The sequence below is a fragment of the Bartonella harrusi genome (assembly GCF_024297065.1).
GTDB lineage: Bacteria > Pseudomonadota > Alphaproteobacteria > Rhizobiales > Rhizobiaceae > Bartonella > Bartonella harrusi.
In genome coordinates this window covers 1,141,249-1,158,008 of record NZ_CP101114.1, presented here as the reverse complement: position 1 = coordinate 1,158,008, position 16,760 = coordinate 1,141,249, and the positions used below count along the sequence as shown (strand labels likewise).

12 protein-coding genes and 1 pseudogene are annotated in these 16,760 nt (G+C 36.0%); 3 read left to right on the top strand and 10 right to left on the bottom strand.

What is annotated here, in order from left to right; genetic code table 11:
* Nucleotides 1-255: 255 nt before the first annotated feature.
* The 9 genes and pseudogenes from NMK50_RS05460 to NMK50_RS05420 all read right to left on the bottom strand — a co-directional run bounded on the left by NMK50_RS05460 (nt 256) and on the right by NMK50_RS05420 (nt 12,473).
* Complete coding sequence (locus NMK50_RS05460) at nt 256-1,203, bottom strand: COG2958 family protein (RefSeq protein ID WP_254769625.1); 948 nt, start codon at nt 1,201-1,203, stop codon at nt 256-258.
* Nucleotides 1,204-1,407: 204 nt separating this feature from the next.
* Nucleotides 1,408-4,191, bottom strand: coding sequence for a DEAD/DEAH box helicase (locus NMK50_RS05455; protein WP_254769624.1), 2,784 nt, complete (start codon nt 4,189-4,191; stop codon nt 1,408-1,410).
* 21 nt (nt 4,192-4,212) lie between these two features.
* The gene (locus NMK50_RS05450) at nt 4,213-5,856 is read right to left on the bottom strand and encodes a site-specific DNA-methyltransferase (RefSeq protein WP_254769623.1); all 1,644 of its coding nucleotides are present in this window, start codon (nt 5,854-5,856) and stop codon (nt 4,213-4,215) included.
* Between the two features lie 61 nt (nt 5,857-5,917).
* The gene (locus NMK50_RS05445; protein ID WP_254769622.1) at nt 5,918-6,319 is read right to left on the bottom strand and encodes an SUF system Fe-S cluster assembly protein; all 402 of its coding nucleotides are present in this window, start codon (nt 6,317-6,319) and stop codon (nt 5,918-5,920) included.
* Nucleotides 6,312-7,556, bottom strand: coding sequence for an aminotransferase class V-fold PLP-dependent enzyme (locus tag NMK50_RS05440; RefSeq protein ID WP_254769621.1), 1,245 nt, complete (start codon nt 7,554-7,556; stop codon nt 6,312-6,314). The genes NMK50_RS05445 and NMK50_RS05440 overlap by 8 nt, the downstream gene beginning before the upstream one ends.
* A 9-nt stretch (nt 7,557-7,565) precedes the next feature.
* A complete protein-coding gene (sufD, locus tag NMK50_RS05435; protein ID WP_254769620.1) occupies nt 7,566-8,828 on the bottom strand; it encodes a Fe-S cluster assembly protein SufD in 1,263 nt (420 codons plus the stop codon).
* A gap of 11 nt (nt 8,829-8,839) precedes the next feature.
* Complete coding sequence (gene sufC, locus NMK50_RS05430; RefSeq protein WP_254769619.1) at nt 8,840-9,595, bottom strand: Fe-S cluster assembly ATPase SufC; 756 nt, start codon at nt 9,593-9,595, stop codon at nt 8,840-8,842.
* 53 nt (nt 9,596-9,648) lie between these two features.
* Nucleotides 9,649-11,159, bottom strand: a pseudogene (gene sufB / locus NMK50_RS05425) (Fe-S cluster assembly protein SufB).
* 168 nt (nt 11,160-11,327) lie between these two features.
* Entirely contained in the window at nt 11,328-12,473 is a 1,146-nt protein-coding gene (locus tag NMK50_RS05420; protein ID WP_254769618.1) for a cysteine desulfurase family protein, read from the bottom strand.
* 160 nt (nt 12,474-12,633) lie between these two features.
* Between NMK50_RS05420 and NMK50_RS05415 the strand changes: the two genes are divergently transcribed.
* From NMK50_RS05415 to NMK50_RS05405, 3 genes are all read left to right on the top strand, one after another.
* Nucleotides 12,634-13,314, top strand: coding sequence for an alpha/beta hydrolase (locus tag NMK50_RS05415; RefSeq protein WP_254769617.1), 681 nt, complete (start codon nt 12,634-12,636; stop codon nt 13,312-13,314).
* 266 nt (nt 13,315-13,580) lie between these two features.
* Complete coding sequence (tyrS, locus tag NMK50_RS05410) at nt 13,581-14,834, top strand: tyrosine--tRNA ligase (RefSeq protein WP_254769616.1); 1,254 nt, start codon at nt 13,581-13,583, stop codon at nt 14,832-14,834.
* Between the two features lie 170 nt (nt 14,835-15,004).
* Complete coding sequence (locus tag NMK50_RS05405) at nt 15,005-15,487, top strand: peroxiredoxin (protein WP_254769615.1); 483 nt, start codon at nt 15,005-15,007, stop codon at nt 15,485-15,487.
* 130 nt (nt 15,488-15,617) lie between these two features.
* Here the strand turns inward: NMK50_RS05405 and prfB are convergent.
* Nucleotides 15,618-16,746, bottom strand: a protein-coding gene (prfB, locus tag NMK50_RS05400) for a peptide chain release factor 2 (RefSeq protein ID WP_254769614.1) whose coding sequence is annotated in 2 segments (ribosomal slippage) — nt 15,618-16,676 and nt 16,678-16,746 — 1,128 coding nt in all. Because the reading frame shifts where the segments join, the coding sequence is not laid out codon by codon here.
* Between the last annotated feature and the right edge of the window lie 14 nt (nt 16,747-16,760).

Below are 16,760 nucleotides of genomic sequence, written 5' to 3'. Positions count from 1 at the left end.
ATTTACTTTTTTAGGAGAGTTTTTTTATATTTACTAACTTTACCCGTGCGGTAAATAGTGATGGATTCTTTCATTGATCACTGATTTTGTCATTTTTTGTCTGTGACATAAGTACTTACGAAAATAATATTTTTTTAATTAAGAGAAACATAAATAAAGAGTTTTTCAAGATACAATCAACAACTTTATATTGATAGCGAGTATTTAAAAACAATAAACTAAAAATTTGAGAATGAGGAGCAATTTTAAAACTATTCATGGGGTTATTTGAGTCCAATCAGATGGGCGAATCTCGCCAGTCTGATAGAATTGACGAATGAGTTTAATATAATCAAAGAAGTCTTTGTTTTCTTCTATTAATCTATTGGCAGTATTCCAATCAATTTCATTGCGTTCCTTAGCAGGAATGATAATTTGACTCTCGGATGTGTTTTCCTTATCTAATCTTATAAATCCAATTCCATGTAAACTTGAAAGTATCCGAAGTTCTTTTAAAGTATCAATACCTTCAATTTCACTCGCAACTAAATAACTAAAATTAGCCCATGAGGAATTGCTAACTGTTTGAAAAAAAGCTTGCCGCAGATTTGAACGGTTGATAAGAATTTTAACTTCAAAAGACCAAAGTTTTGTTTTTTTATCAAAATACTGCAAAACACAATCTTTGATTTCATGGTGCCATTCATTACTTAAATCTTGTAGCCCTACAACATCTGGATAAAGCCATTTATTGCCACCATTGCCATGTTTGTTACGAGAGCGTTTTTCGTCAATACGCTTGCTATATACTTCAAGCTCTGTCCATAAAAATTGAGATAATAATGGATACAGATCATGCTCTCTAACAGAAAGATCATTTATCTTAGAAGTCGAACACACAACATTTTCTTCTACTTCGTCAATTTCATCTTTATCTGTTAATTGTGTAAAATAATATTGCCGTGGTCGACCTTCCGTGGTTTTAATTTCTGGATAACGTTTTTGCAATTGAGGGCGCATAGAGCCTATTTCAGCAACAATTTGCTGAATGAGAGCAGCCTCACTGTTAAGGGGAGCAACTGTCGCAGTTGAGCGCTTTTGCTTTTTGTGACATTCCTCGGGATAATTTTCGAATATCCATTGAGCGATTTCTCTCGCTGTAAATTTTTTTGTTGGGTTTTGCTTTAAAAAGCTAAAAGTCGTTTTCGTTAAATTTAGGAACATATATCAAATTATCCATTTTTATAGTCTACTATGGTTAGACCACTCTAGTTATCTTTTACAAGAGAGAACAATAAGTGGTTTTATTTTTTTGAGAAGAGCTTATTCCTTTTACATTGCTCAATTTTCTAAATGGAATCCAGATGTTTTTTCTTCTGAAAAGACTTCTTTTTCTCTCATCAAGATTATTATTGTTTGGCAAAAGAGCTATTCTGCATTAAGTTCAGCTCTTGAAATTGTAAACTCTGCACACAAACCCTCAAAACTACGATTGGCCTTAATAGCATCATGTGGAATAAGAACATAATGCCATGGTTTTCCATCATTCGTAACAACATAACTCGTTGCATGATAGCACCACTGAACAGCTGCATTTGTCTTTTTCAAAACAATAGGATTGTGTATTTCAGATGCTTTTTTAGGTTCACAAAGATATTTGGCATCTTTCGTTTCTACAACAAAATCCGGTTCATAGATCAATCCTTTGTCATATTCTATCTTGAAAAAACCTCGAGCAAGCTTCATCCACTTTAATACTTTTACATCATCCTCTAATATTTGAGCAAATCGCAACTCCCCCTCCACTGAATCAAATTTTTGTAAAGGATAACAACATTTTTTAAATCCCTTGAATACAAGTGTTTTAATATCGCTTTTATTGGAAGGAATACAACGAAAATCAAGAGGAAATGTACCCTGTGGTAGTGTGTAGTGAAGAGGTGTTAAGGTTGTAAATCCCCGTGTAATTTTAACCTCATAATCTTGTTGTGTTTCCCACTGGTGTGATTTTAATTGAGTAACTATAAAATTATTAAGTTGATGCTGATAATGAATCAATACATTCTCAACAGCAGCATCATTTGATAAAGAAGATCGAAAATGTTGCACCAACTGCCCCGCTAATTTTCGTAATAGTGGCGTATGGTTGTCATAATCAATAAAATCATTATCAATTAAAGTACGAATGATATAATTTTCAAGATGAGGCTCTTTGAGATACTCATTTTCAGAGGTAAGAAAAATACTTTTATGTGTGCGTAATTCTCGAATTAAAAGCTCTCTACTCACGGGTTGCAAGTTTAAACTTTCTAGGTTTTTTAAATCAAAGTCAGAAAAACCATAAGTAACCTCACCAGAGGGAATAAGCACAATATTGGGAATATCTATTATACGTTTTGCTAAATTTTCTGTTAGGTCTGCAACCACTTTTTGCACCAAAGCTTCAGTCTCTGCTTTTATGTTATCACAAATAAGAGTACCCTTTGACGCGTGCATGGTTTCTATAACTTCATTACTGATTTTTTCTTGTATTATAGTGGAGCAAAGTGCCTGAGAATTTGGCAATTTTTCATATCCTTTGATAATATTCCACGTGATATCAGCAATTTTTTTCTCCTCGGGAGTGAAAGACGGAGCCGTATTATGCAACGCGACATCTTGGAAATCAGATGCTCCGTTTATATTGGAGTAGCGTGTCACCGTCGTCTTTGTTGATTCTGTTTCTGCACAACTTGGTACTGTGAGTATATCTGATTTTTCGGCCGATATATCTCCCCCTATTCCAATCTCAATATGCTTTTTAATAATTGAGTTTGGCTCATTAGCACGATCAATAATATCTTGGAAACGATCATGTGCAATGATTGTTAAACGATCTATGGATTCTATGCCGGTTTTACTACCATACGGCAAACGTAACCCACGACCTATCGTTTGCTCAGTTAAAATCTCTGAAGTAGATGCACGCAACGGTACAATAGTATAGAGATTAGTGACATCCCATCCTTCTTTCAGTTTATTAACGTGAATAACAATTTCCGTTGGCTCATTTGGATCTTCAATTGCAATTAGTTTCTGAATATTCTTATCTTCTTCTGTATTCGATTGTTTTGAATGAATTTCTATAACCTTTCCCTTATAAGCTCCGGCAAAAAAATCATCCGCTTCTAACAAATTATGCAATTTCTGCGCATGCTCTGTATCTTGCGCTACAACTAACACAAAAGGCTTAACGCACTTTTTTTTATAATCACTAGCATAGATAACCAAATCTGCTTTTACTTTTTCGTGTGCATGAATTGCATCTTGTAGTTTAATATACTCTAATTGTTCAGACGTGTAGTTTTTCGGCTGAAAGTCTTTACGTGTAGCGACAGCAGGCTCTTTCACAAACCGATCTCTCATAGCCTCTGCAAGTGAATAGCCGTACACAACATTTTTAAAATTTACAGGCTTTGCCCCTATTGTTTTCGGTGTTGCTGTAAGTTCTAAACCTAAAACAGGTTTCAACTCATTAATCGCCGAAACACCCGCAGAAGCACGATAACGATGCGCTTCATCCATTAAAAGCACTAGATCAGGAAGATTTGCAAGATAATCAAAATAACTTTCGCCAATAGTTTCTTGTAAGCGTTTAATCCGTGGAATATTTGATTTTGCAGTTCCTTTTTTATGATCCGTTGTGTTAATTTTGGAAATATTAAAAATATTGATAAAAGCTGTATTTTCATCCTCAAACAAACGCTGTTGTCCATAAAATTTTGGTTCATTAGAGTGAATTCCTTTACCACTTTCATAATCATCACCTGTAATAATTACCGGTCTATTTGCAACAAACTCATTCATTCCACTGAATACATATTTGGGACTTTGAGGACTGAAATCCTGTTTTAATTTTTCATAAATAGTCAAATTTGGCGCCAATATAAAAAAATTGCGACTGCGTCCTGTTAAATAAAGATAGCTGATAAAAGCGCCCATCAAACGTGTTTTCCCAACTCCAGTTGCCAAAGCAAAACAAAAAGAAGGAAAATCGCGTTCAAAATCTTGTACAGAAGGATAAAGTTTTTTTATTGCTTCTAAATCTGCAACTAAATCAGTATTTTTAGAAAGTTCAATATTCTCTAGAATTTGCACCAAAACATTCAAGGATTTGTGTTGAGGGTAGCGCAATGATAAACGAGCAGCAATTTTTTTTTCAACTGCGTTCATGAAAAACTCCGCTTTTTCTATTTATTCGAATAAATCTAATTCTGCTTGTGCAATATCTGTATCTTTTTTGGTGGGCTCGTTTACTACCACCATTGGTTCAAGATTTGCTACATTCAAACTGTAATCATTCCTCCCCCATTCACACTTTTCTAAGACAGCACGCGGTATTTTAGAAAGCGTGAGATTCTCAAAAGATTCTGGTTTTGTATCAAAGGCTGCACAACAAATAAGCAAAGTACGATGAGGACCAACCTCTTCACTGATAACGCGGAGTTGTTCATGTGTCATTGCATTGGTCGTTACATAAATATAATCCGTTTCGGTTGAATATCCTTGCATCCAATAATGGTTTTCATCAGGAGCATAGGTAAACCCCATATGTTTGCACATGGCTTCCGAAAGCATAGCAGCATTATATTCGCGACTAATAATCCACTGTCCCCATGGATCTTTTTGCAACAAAGAAGGTGCAAGACGATAATAGCGAAAACCTCCACCACCTTGCCAATTTACATTTTTAGAAATACCACCTTGATCAGTTCCATCAATCACTTGTTTTAAACGAGGTATGATGTGTGTATGACAATGCTCCCCAAGTTCAATCATAATCCACTTACGGCCCATTTTGTGAGCAACTGCTCCAGTGGTACCCGAGCCGGCAAAGGAATCCAATACAAGATCTCCAGGATTGGAGGCAAGCTGAATAATGCGTTCCATAAGACGTTCAGGTTTTGGGGTTGCAAATACATTATCATAATTAAAGACTTTGGCTTCTTTTTTTGCATCTTGATTATGACCAACTTCCTGATAAGGCCAAATGGTCATAGTTGTTATTCCTTGTTTTACTTCTGAAACAAAGCGTTTAATACGTGGTACTCCACCGTTATCTGATCCAAACCAAATACGATTATCTTTTAATAGCTCTAAAAATTTTTGTTTGCTAACCCGCCAACTCGTTCCAGCAGGAGGCATCACCCTGCGTCCAGAAGGCGTGATGATCTCATAAATATCCTTAGGTGTCACCCTTTTTACCGATAAATCTCCGGACTGCCATGGACCACGTGGATCATTATCAGGATTTTTATAGCGCGCATCCATATTGATTGAACGAGGAAGCAAATTAGGTCGCCAAACAGTTTTATCTTTAGCATAAACCATCACGAAATCATGGTTATCTGAAAGCCACTTTGCATCATTTTGTGGAGCGTATTTCTTTTGCCAAATGATATTGTTTACAAAATTTCGTCGACCAAAAATTTCATCCATCATAACTTTAAGATAAGCTTGTTCATCATCATCAATGGATATCCAAATACTTCCATCATTTGCAAGTAAATGATGCAACAGCTCTAACCTATCCCTCATAAGGCTAAGCCATATGGAATGTTCTAATCCATCTTCATAATGTTCGAATGCATTGCCCGTATTATAAGGTGGGTCAATATAAATACATTTTACCTTACCTGTATATTCTTGTTCAAGCGCTTTGAGCGCGAGTAGATTATCACCAAAGATGAGTTTATTATCAAAAATATCTTGAGCAGATACTTGGTGTGGAGCATGATAAGATTTCTCAAGATCTTCTAATAAAATACGAGGTTCAAGTCTTGGGCGTTTCTCTTTTCCAATCCAAGTGAGTTCCAACTTTTGTTTATTATAGAGCATACGAACATTCTTAAATGCAAAATTTAAAAAAACTAAATAAATATATCATAGATAATAATTTTTAATACCATCCAACAGCAATTTGCGCTTCTTCTGACATACAATCAGGTGTCCATGGAGGATCAAATGTCATGGTGACTTCAACGTGCGAAACCCCTTCAACTGCGCTTACAGCATTTTCTACCCAACCTGGCATTTCACCAGCAACGGGACATCCTGGTGCTGTAAGCGTCATTTCAATTTTTACTGAACGATCATCTTCAATATCAATACGATAAATCAATCCTAGCTCATAAATATCAGCAGGAATCTCTGGATCATAAACCGTTTTCAGAGCAGAAATGATATCATTCGTCATACGCTCAATTTCATCTGCTGGAATTGCTGATATATAAGCCTTTTCATTTTCACTTACAGTTTCAACAGATTCTGTAGAATGATGCTCTTCAACTGTTTTAGCCATTAAAAAATGTCCTTGCTTTTTCTAATGCTTCCACTAACTGGTCAATATCTTCGTAAGTATTATACATAGCAAACGAAGCACGACAAATAGATGTTAAACCAAAGCGTTGTAATAGAGGCTGTGCACAATGTGTTCCCGCACGTATAGCAACCCCTTGTCTATCAATAAACATAGCAATATCATGGGCGTGGATACCTTCCATTTCAAAAGATATAATAGCGCCTTTATGAGGAGAACGTCCATAAATACGCAATGACTTAACCGTTTCAAGCTTTTCATGTGCATAGGTTAACAGAGTTGTTTCATGTGCATGAATAGCATTTCTATCCTTTTCTTGTACATAATGAATAGCAGCAGCCAATCCAACGGCTTGAACTATGGGAGGCGTTCCTGCTTCAAAGCGGTAGGGAGGAGTATTATAAGAAACTTTATCAGTTGTTACATCCTCAACCATTTCTCCTCCTCCTTGGAAAGGATGCATTTCCTCTAGCCGATCTTTCTTACCATAAAGAACACCAATACCCGTAGGACCATAAAGCTTATGCCCCGTAAAAACGTACCAATCACAATCAAGATTTTGCACATCAACTGTCAAATGGACAGCCCCTTGAGAACCATCAACAAGAACAGGAATGGCATTTTGATGTGCGAGCTTAACAATCTCTTTAACAGGAGGAATAGTTCCCAATATATTTGACATATGCGTAATAGCAACCAGTTTTGTCCGTTTACTTAAAGCTTTTTGGAAATCCTCAATATGTAAAATACCATTTTCATCAATCGGAACAAAGATGAGCTTAACACCTTTTTGTTCACGAAGAAAATGCCAAGGAATAATATTTGAATGATGTTCCATAATGGTGAGAACAACTTCATCACCTTCCTTTAATTTGGACATAGCCCAACCATAAGCAACAGCATTTATTGCTTCTGTTGCATTTTTCGTAAAAACAATTTCTTCAACTGTTTGAGCATTTAAAAACGCACGAATTGTTTCACGGGCATTTTCATAAGATTGTGTTGCTGCGTTTGCTAAAAAATACATTCCTCTATGTACATTCGCATAGTTGCATTGATAGAAATGATCCATAGCATTGAGCACTGATTGTGGTTTTTGAGCAGAGGCACCATTATCAAGATAGACCAATTGCTTTCTATAAACACTACGTTGTAAAAGAGGAAAATCACGCCGAATTTTTTCTACATCATAACTGCATGCTTGTACGTCATTTCCCATTTTTTTACCTTAAACATTTTTTTCTAACCAACTGCTAATAATGTTTTTTAAAATAGCTTGAATATCATCTTTTTTGATGTCTTCAATAAGCTCAAAGACAAATCCTTTAATTAAAAGGCCGCGAGCAGTTTTAAAAGGAATGCCACGCGCCATGAGATAGAAAAGATGATCATGGTTAATATTAGTAACTGTTGCACCATGTCCACATGCAACATCATCGGCAAAAATTTCTAGTTCAGGTTTTGCATTAAATTCCGCATTATCTGAAAGTACGAGGCTATTACAAGCCATACGTGCATCTGTTTTTTGCGCTTTTTGAGCAACACGTATTTTTCCTTGAAAAACACCAACAGCCTTATCCGTGACAACGTTGCGTATAATTTCGGTTGAGGTTGATTTTTCTTCAACATGACCAACAGTCATCGTAAGATCGCTATGCGTTTGTTCTGATAATAAATTGATAACGCGCAATTGAAAATTCGATTCCTCTTCTTGTAACTCAACATTAATTTCCTGACGATTAAGTTGGCTACCTATATTAACTACATAAAGGGAGAGCTTTGCTCCTTGCCCAAGAATAGCCCGAAATCGGCTAAACTGCGTAGAGTTAAAACCACGATTGCAAATGATGATCCATGTAACATCACTATAAGCAGCAATATTTAAGGAAGATATCGAGCTAACAAAGGTGTCTTTATCATTACCAATCTGATGTTCAACAAATATGGTTTGACAGTTTTTATCAATTTTTATGTCTGAAAAAGTATGAGAATGTCCTCCCATTTGAATATTTTGTAATTCAAGAGGAACATTTAATTTTGTATTTTCGGGAATGTGAAAAAGCCAACCATCTGTAACGAAAGCTGTATTTAATTGTCCAACAAAATCGTCATCAGAAATGATTTGGTCTATCTTTACAAAATTTTCTTTTAATATCTCAGCAAGACGTTTTACTGTAATATTTGTTATCTGTGATTGTGCAACTGTTTTTCCATTTCTAATAGAGAAGAGAGCACTTTCTGAAAGTAAAGGTTCAACGAATTTTTCATCACTTATTGCTGAAAAATGACTAACAGATTTCAATAATGTGCGCAGATTCGTATAATGCCAATTTTCAATTTTACGCGAAGGAAGTTGTGTTTTTTGAAACAGTTCTATCGCTTTCTTGCGAACTGCTTGTACAGCTCTATCACCAGGTAAATTGTCTAAACATTGGTTGAAATTATTGAGTATATCTTTTTCAACTGCTAACAATTCTTGCCGTGCATTCATATTCAATGACCTCAAGCAGCTTCGCTGATGAGATCAGCATATCCATTTTGTTCTAAATAAAGCGCTAATGATTTATCGCCACTTTTAATAATTCGTCCTTTATAGAGAACATGCACCGTATCAGGAATAATATAGTTAAGCAGACGTTGGTAATGCGTAATCACTAAAAATGAACGTTTTGCATCCCGAAGTTTATTCACACCATCTGCAACAATTTTTAAAGCATCAATATCTAAACCAGAATCTGTTTCATCTAAGATGCAAAGTTTAGGTTCAAGAAGCGCCATTTGTAAAATTTCAGCACGTTTTTTTTCTCCACCTGAAAAACCTACATTCAATGGACGCTTTAACATGTCCATATCTATTTCAAGTTTTGAAGAAACGTTTTTAACATATTTTATAAATTCAGGAATTTTAAGCTCTGCATCACCACGCGCCTTGCGTTGAGAATTCATTGCAACTTTTAAAAATTCCATTGTTGCTACTCCAGGGATTTCCATTGGATATTGAAAGGCAAGAAAAACACCGTAGGTAGCACGTTCTGCTGGATCCATTTCTAAAAGTGATTGTTCATTATAAAGAATATCACCTTCTATCACCTCATAATCATCACGACCAGCAAGCAAATAAGATAAAGTTGATTTTCCGGCTCCATTTTGTCCCATGATAGCAGCAACTTCACCATCTTGAACGGTCAAGTTTAAACCACGAATAACTTCTGTATCTGTCCCAACAATACGGGCTCGTAAATTTTTTATCTCCAACATAATTTAATCCTGCTCTGGCTATTTTATATCAAGTGTGCTGTTTAATTAAATAATTATCCCACACTACCTTCAAGGCTAATACCAATGAGTTTTTGTGCTTCGACAGCAAATTCCATTGGAAGTTTTTGAATAACTTCTTTGACAAAACCATTCACAATTAATGCGATCGCTTCCTCTTCAGGTATCCCTCGTTGCATAACATAAAAAAGCTGATCATCAGAAATTTTTGATGTTGTTGCTTCATGTTCAAATTGCGCAGTCGCATTCTTTGCTTCAATATAAGGAACTGTATGAGCACCACAATCATTACCAATTAACAAACTATCACATTGTGTAAAATTGCGTGCATTCTGCGCCTTTCTATGTGCTGTCACTTGTCCCCGATAAGTATTATTTGAAAAACCAGCAGAGATACCTTTGGAAACAATACGGCTTGATGTATTATTCCCTAAATGAATCATTTTTGTACCGGAATCGATTTGTTGATAGCCATTAGCAACAGCAATAGAATAAAATTCTCCACGTGAGTTATCACCACGCAATAAGCAAGAGGGATATTTCCAAGTAATGGCAGAACCCGTTTCAACTTGTGTCCATGAAATTTTAGCGTTATCGCCCCGACAGTCTCCACGCTTTGTCACAAAATTGTAAATACCACCTTTACCATCTTTATCACCCGGATACCAATTTTGTACTGTAGAATATTTAATTTCTGCATTTTTAAGCGCAACAAGCTCTACAACAGCAGCATGAAGTTGGTTTTCATCACGTTGGGGAGCAGTACATCCCTCAAGATAAGAAACATACGAATCTTCATCTGCAATAATTAATGTTCGTTCAAACTGGCCTGTATTGCGTTCATTAATCCTAAAATAGGTTGAAAGCTCCATAGGACAACGAACGCCTTTGGGAATATAAACAAATGAACCATCTGTAAAAACAGCTGCATTTAAGGCAGCATAATAATTATCACCGATAGGTACAACGGTTCCTAAATATTCTTTAATGAGAACAGAATGTTCAGTAATTGCTTCTGAAATAGAGCAAAAATAACACCAGCACGAGCCAACTCTTTCTTAAATGTTGTTACAACAGAAACAGAATCAAAGACTGCATCAACAGCGACCTGTCCCGTTTCATAAATGCTATCATCAAAAGTGGAGGGATCAGACTGTTTTCTTACTCCTGCTAAAATTTCTTGTTCTTTGAGAGGAATACCAAGTTTTTCATAAGTTGCCAATAACTCAGGATCAACTTCATCTAAAGATTTTGGTCCTGTATGATTTTTAGGAGCAGCATAATAATAGAGCTCTTGGAAATCAATTTTTGGGTATTTAATGCGCGCCCAATCAGGTTCTTGCATTGTTAACCAACGACGAAAAGCTTGCAAACGCCATGTTAGCATCCATTTAGGTTCATGTTTTTTAGCAGAAATAAATCTGATAATGTCCTCATTTAAACCTTTTGGGGCTTTATCTGTCTCAATATTGGTTTCAAAACCATATTTATATTGATCAACATCTATTTCACGCACTTGGCGTATTGTTTCTTGTACTGCCGGCATAAACTTTCTCCATTTTTGGTATCAAGAACCGGTAAATAAAAAGTCTTGTTTTTCACAGCATTAAAATGACTAGCTCATTCTCTAGGCTATAGATAAAGTGGAAAAATTTCAATCAAACTTATTTGCTTTTTACAATAATTCTAATTTATAAATATAAATGAATAAGTTCTACCCTCTTCTATTACTGATAATTTGAGCAAACAACAACAAAAAATCATTAATATCTTGAGATGTTGTGCTCTGCCCTATTGAAACGCGAATCGCTCCATTAGGGACATGATATCCCATTGCTGTCAAAACTTTATTTTGTTTAACTTTTCCTGAAGAACAAGCTGAACCTGCTGAGACAGAAAATCCTGCCAAATCAAAACCAATTTGCATAGTTTCAGCTTTTATATCACGTACAGTGAAATAAGTTGTGTTTGGCAAACGTTGAACTTTTTTACCAAAAATTTCAACATTATAAGAGATGCTCTCTATTCCATCTTCTAATTTATTACGCAAAGATATTAACTGTTCTCTCTCTTCTTGTGTGAAACAATCAGCTATCGCTGCCCCGAAAGCAGAAATCAACGGCACAGCTCCCGTTCCTCCACGCAACCCCTTTTCTTGCCCCCCTCCGACAATAAGAGGACATGGCATCAGAAGATTCCCACATGAAATAAAAGCACCGATTCCTTTTGGTCCACCAATTTTATGCGCAGACAGTATAAAAAAATCTCCTCCCATCTGATGAATATCAACAAAGTTTTTGCCTACATATTGTGTCAAGTCAACGATAAGAATGCCTCCAAAGTTTCGAACGATAGAAGCTATTTCTTTTATTGGTTGAATAACACCGGTTTCACCATTAGCAGCTTGAATAGCAACAAGAGGAAGACCTTTTATGTTGTCGTGACCAGTTAAGAGAGAAATTAATTTATCTTGTTGAATGATCCCATCTTGATCAACAGCGACTACACTAATAGATTCTTTGGAGAAACGTCCTCCTTCTGCTATAGATGGATGCTCAGTAGCTCCAATATATAAATGAGAAAATTGCACTTTAGAGCTTCCCATATCATAAAGGGGTGTTAAGAGAGTCGTTGCTGCTTCAGTTGCGCCAGATGTAAATACAACATGATCTGGATGGGCGTTGAGATTTTCAGCAATTTGTCTGCGTGCTTTTTCTAATAAAGCTTTAGCAGCACGTCCTTCTGCGTGAACAGATGATGGATTGCCAAATATCTCTAAAGATTCTAATAATGCCATTAGTGCCGTTTTCTTGAGCGGTGTTGTCGCATTATGATCGAAATATCGGCGTCTTATAACCATTTTACATCGCAATCATTAATCTTATGAATTGATGTTAAAAATAGTGCAATTTTCTTGAAAAATGCACTTAAAAAAGAATATCTAATAATTAAATAGAGATTCTATGGTAAAAGTCGATCAAGGTCAATGAGAGCCTTTATAGTATTTTAAGGAGCATTTAATGCCAGAAATTATTTTTAATGGTCCCGCAGGTCGACTTGAAGGGCGTTATCAGCCTTCACAGCACAGAAATGCACCAATTGCTATTATTTTGCACCCACATCCCCAATTTGGGGGAACGATGAACAATAAAATTGTTTATGATCTTTTCTATATGTTTCAACAACGTGGTTTTACTACATTACGTTTTAATTTTCGTGGTATCGGTCGCAGCCAAGGTGAATTTGATTATGGAATAGGAGAACTTTCTGATGCTGCTGCAGCACTCGATTGGGTACAAACACAGCATCCTGATTCTAAAAATTGCTGGGTAGCTGGATATTCATTCGGTGCTTGGATTGGGATGCAGCTTTTAATGCGCCGACCAGAAATTGAAGGCTTTATATCCGTTGCTCCACAACCTAATGTTTATGACTTTTCATTTCTTGCCCCCTGCCCCTCCTCTGGACTTATCATTCACGGTGATATTGATAAAGTTGCTCCTCCAAAAGATGTTCAAGCTCTTGTAGATAAACTAAAAATACAAAAAGGAATTACGATTACACAAGAAGTACTAGAAGGTGCTAACCACTTTTTTAGCGGATGCAATAAAGAGCTTATTGAACGATGTTCTCAATATTTAGATAATCATATTACAACTGAATTCCTTGTTCCCCCACCTGAAATATTGTTACTTACCTAAAGCACTAAAAATATAACAAATTCATTCTGATAGGAAAAAGGGGGGTTGTTTTTTGCCTTGTTTCCCAGTTTTTGGATATCTGTTTGCGTTTAAGAATAAACAAACAATCTTTTTTTCTTATACTTGAAAGAAGGATTCTTAAGGTGTTTGTTTTCATTTCTTATATCTTTCATTTTCTTATGAGATTTGCGTTATTTATGGTAGAGAGAATAGATGAGCAATCTCGTTATATAAATAAATGCAATATTAATTAGGAAATAAGATCTGTGCTTGCCTTTAAATCTGATTTTTTACACATTATGAGCGAACGTGGCTTTATTCATCAAGTTTCAGATGAAAAAGGTTTGGATGATCTTTTTTCAAAAGAAGCTGTAAGCGCTTATATTGGATTTGATCCTACTGCATCAAGTTTACATGCAGGAAGTCTTCTGCAAATTATGATGCTTTATTGGTTACAAAAAACCGGCCACCGTCCTATTGCTTTGATGGGAGGAGGAACAGGACTGATCGGTGATCCTTCCTTTAAGGATGAGGCACGGCGTCTTCTGACACAAGATGATATTGCTAAAAATATCGCTAGTATTAAAAAAGTATTCGCGAACTATTTGACATTTGGTGATAGAAAAACCGATGCATGCATTGTGAATAATGCTGAATGGTTATCTAATTTGAACTATTTAGAATTTTTACGTGATGTAGGAAAACATTTTTCTGTTAACCGTATGTTGTCGTTTGACTCTGTCAGATTGAGACTTGAACGCGAACATTCTTTGTCATTCCTTGAATTTAATTATATGATTTTGCAAGCTTATGATTTTGTTGAGCTTTATAAGCGTTATGGATTGCGCATGCAAATGGGAGGCTCTGATCAATGGGGCAATATTATCAATGGCATTGAGTTAGGACATCGTTTAGGAACAGCGCAGTTATATGCATTAACTTCACCATTGTTAACAACTTCTTCTGGTGCTAAAATGGGTAAATCATTAAATGGTGCTGTATGGCTTAATGCAGATATGCTTTCACCTTATCACTTTTGGCAATATTGGCGCAATACAGAAGATGCTGATGTTACAAGGTTTTTAAAGCTTTATACAACATTGTCAATGGACGAGATCCTTAAACTTTCTACATTACAGGGAATTGAAATTAACGAAGCTAAAAAGATTCTTGCAACAGAAGTTACCGCAATGTTGCATGGGCGCAGTGTTGCTAATGAAGCTGCCGAAACTGCTCGTAAAATTTTTGAAGAAAAAGCACTCGGAGAAAACCTTCCAACTGTTCAAATTCATGCTACAGAATTAACAACAGGTGTTGGATTGTTAACTCTTTTAGTACAAGCAGGATTAGCTAAATCTAACAGTGAAGCACGTAGACATGTTCAAGGTGGGGGTGTCCGTATCAATGATAAAATCATTGAGAATGAAACGCATCTTCTTCTTGAAGAAGATATCAATGCTGAAGGAACAATTAAACTTTCTTTTGGTAAGAAAAAGCATGTTTTGATAAAAACACTATGATTGATTTATAATCTTTTTCATCATTTGCTCGATTTCATCTTTATGATATAAGGTGTTATCCAAGGGAAATAAAAATTCTTTAAAAAAATGACAAGAGAATTGAATCTTTACTCCTTCTATGTATTTTTCTTGCTTCACACTTGCTATACAAAAAAGAAAGATCACAACAAATGACAAAACCGATAAAAGGCACTCTTGCTCCTGATTTTAATTTACCATGCGACGGTGAAAAAAAACTATGCCTTTCCGATCTTCAGGGAAAAATTGTTGTTTTATATTTTTATCCAAAGGACGATACGAGTGGATGCACAAGTGAAGCGATTGATTTTACCCGATTGAAGACAAAATTTGACGAAATCGGAGCTGTCATTATTGGAATATCTCCAGACAGTGTTAAAAAACATGACAAATTTAAAGCAAAACACGATCTTGATATCATCCTCGTTTCCGATGAAGAAAAAACGACGCTTGAAGCTTATGGTGTTTGGGTTGAAAAAAGCATGTATGGACGAAAATATATGGGTGTTGAACGAAGCACTTTTCTGATTGATTCAACCAGAAAAATAGTAGAAGAATGGCGTAAAGTTAGCGTGCCTGGGCATGCAGATGAGGTATTCGCTGCGGCTGCACTTTTACATCGTAATGGCTTGTAAACTTTGTTATTCAAGCGCCTATAAGATGTGAAATCCTTTCATCTATTAGACTTTGTAAACTTAAATTAACAAGATAAAATTAGCAAAACAATCAATGAACCTATAATTTTTTGGAAAAGAGCATCTTTGTTTAATCAATATCTTCAATTTCTTGAACTTTTCCATAAACACGTTGTGCAAGTGCTGCTTCTATAAATGCATCCAGATTTCCATTAAGTACAGATTGTGGATCCGTGTTTTCGACACCTGTGCGTAAATCTTTGACAAGCTGATAGGGTTGAAGAACATAAGATCTAATCTGATGCCCCCACCCGATTTCTGTCTTAGAAGATTCAAGAGCATTTGTTTCTTCTTCTCTTTTTTTGAGCTCTTCTTCATAGAGTCTTGCACGCAACATAGACCACGCAGTTGCTCGATTTTTATGCTGAGAACGCTCGGTTTGACATTGAACAACAATACCTGTTTTAATATGTGTAATGCGAACTGCAGAATCTGTTGTATTGACGTGCTGTCCTCCCGCTCCTGAAGCACGATATGTATCAATACGAACATCTGCCTCTGAAACATCAACTTCAATATTATCATCAATAACTGGATAAATCCAAATGCTAGCGAAAGAAGTATGGCGCTTTGCATTTGAATCAAATGGTGAAATGCGTACCAAACGATGAACGCCTGATTCTGTTTTCAACATACCGTAAGCATTATGTCCTTTTATGAGAAGAGTTGCTGATTTTATTCCTGCTTCTTCTCCATCGTGAATTTCTAATATATCAACTTTCATTTTATGTTGTTCAGCCCAGCGTATATACATGCGTAATAGCATAGAAGCCCAATCTTGGCTTTCTGTACCACCTGCGCCAGCATGAATTTCTAGATAACTATCATTCTGATCGGCTTCTCCTGAAAGAAGCACATCAATTTGTTTCTTATCTATCGCATTTTTAAGATTACGTATCGAATTCTCCGCATCAGTGATAATTTCAATATCACTTTCCTCTTCGCCCATCTCGATTAATTCTATGCACTCTTCGAGTATTTTCGTAAATGACAAAATACCATTGATTGAATCATCAAGGCGCTGACGTTCACGCATCATGTCTTGCGCTTGCTGTGCATCCTCCCAAAGTGTCGGATCTTCTGCTTTTTGATTGAGATACTCGAGACGTTTTAGTGACTGATCCCAGTCAAAGATGCCCCCTTAGCAACTTAATTGCCTTTTGGATTTCATCGACCAATGCTTCTATTTCAGCTCGCATAATTTCACACCGCA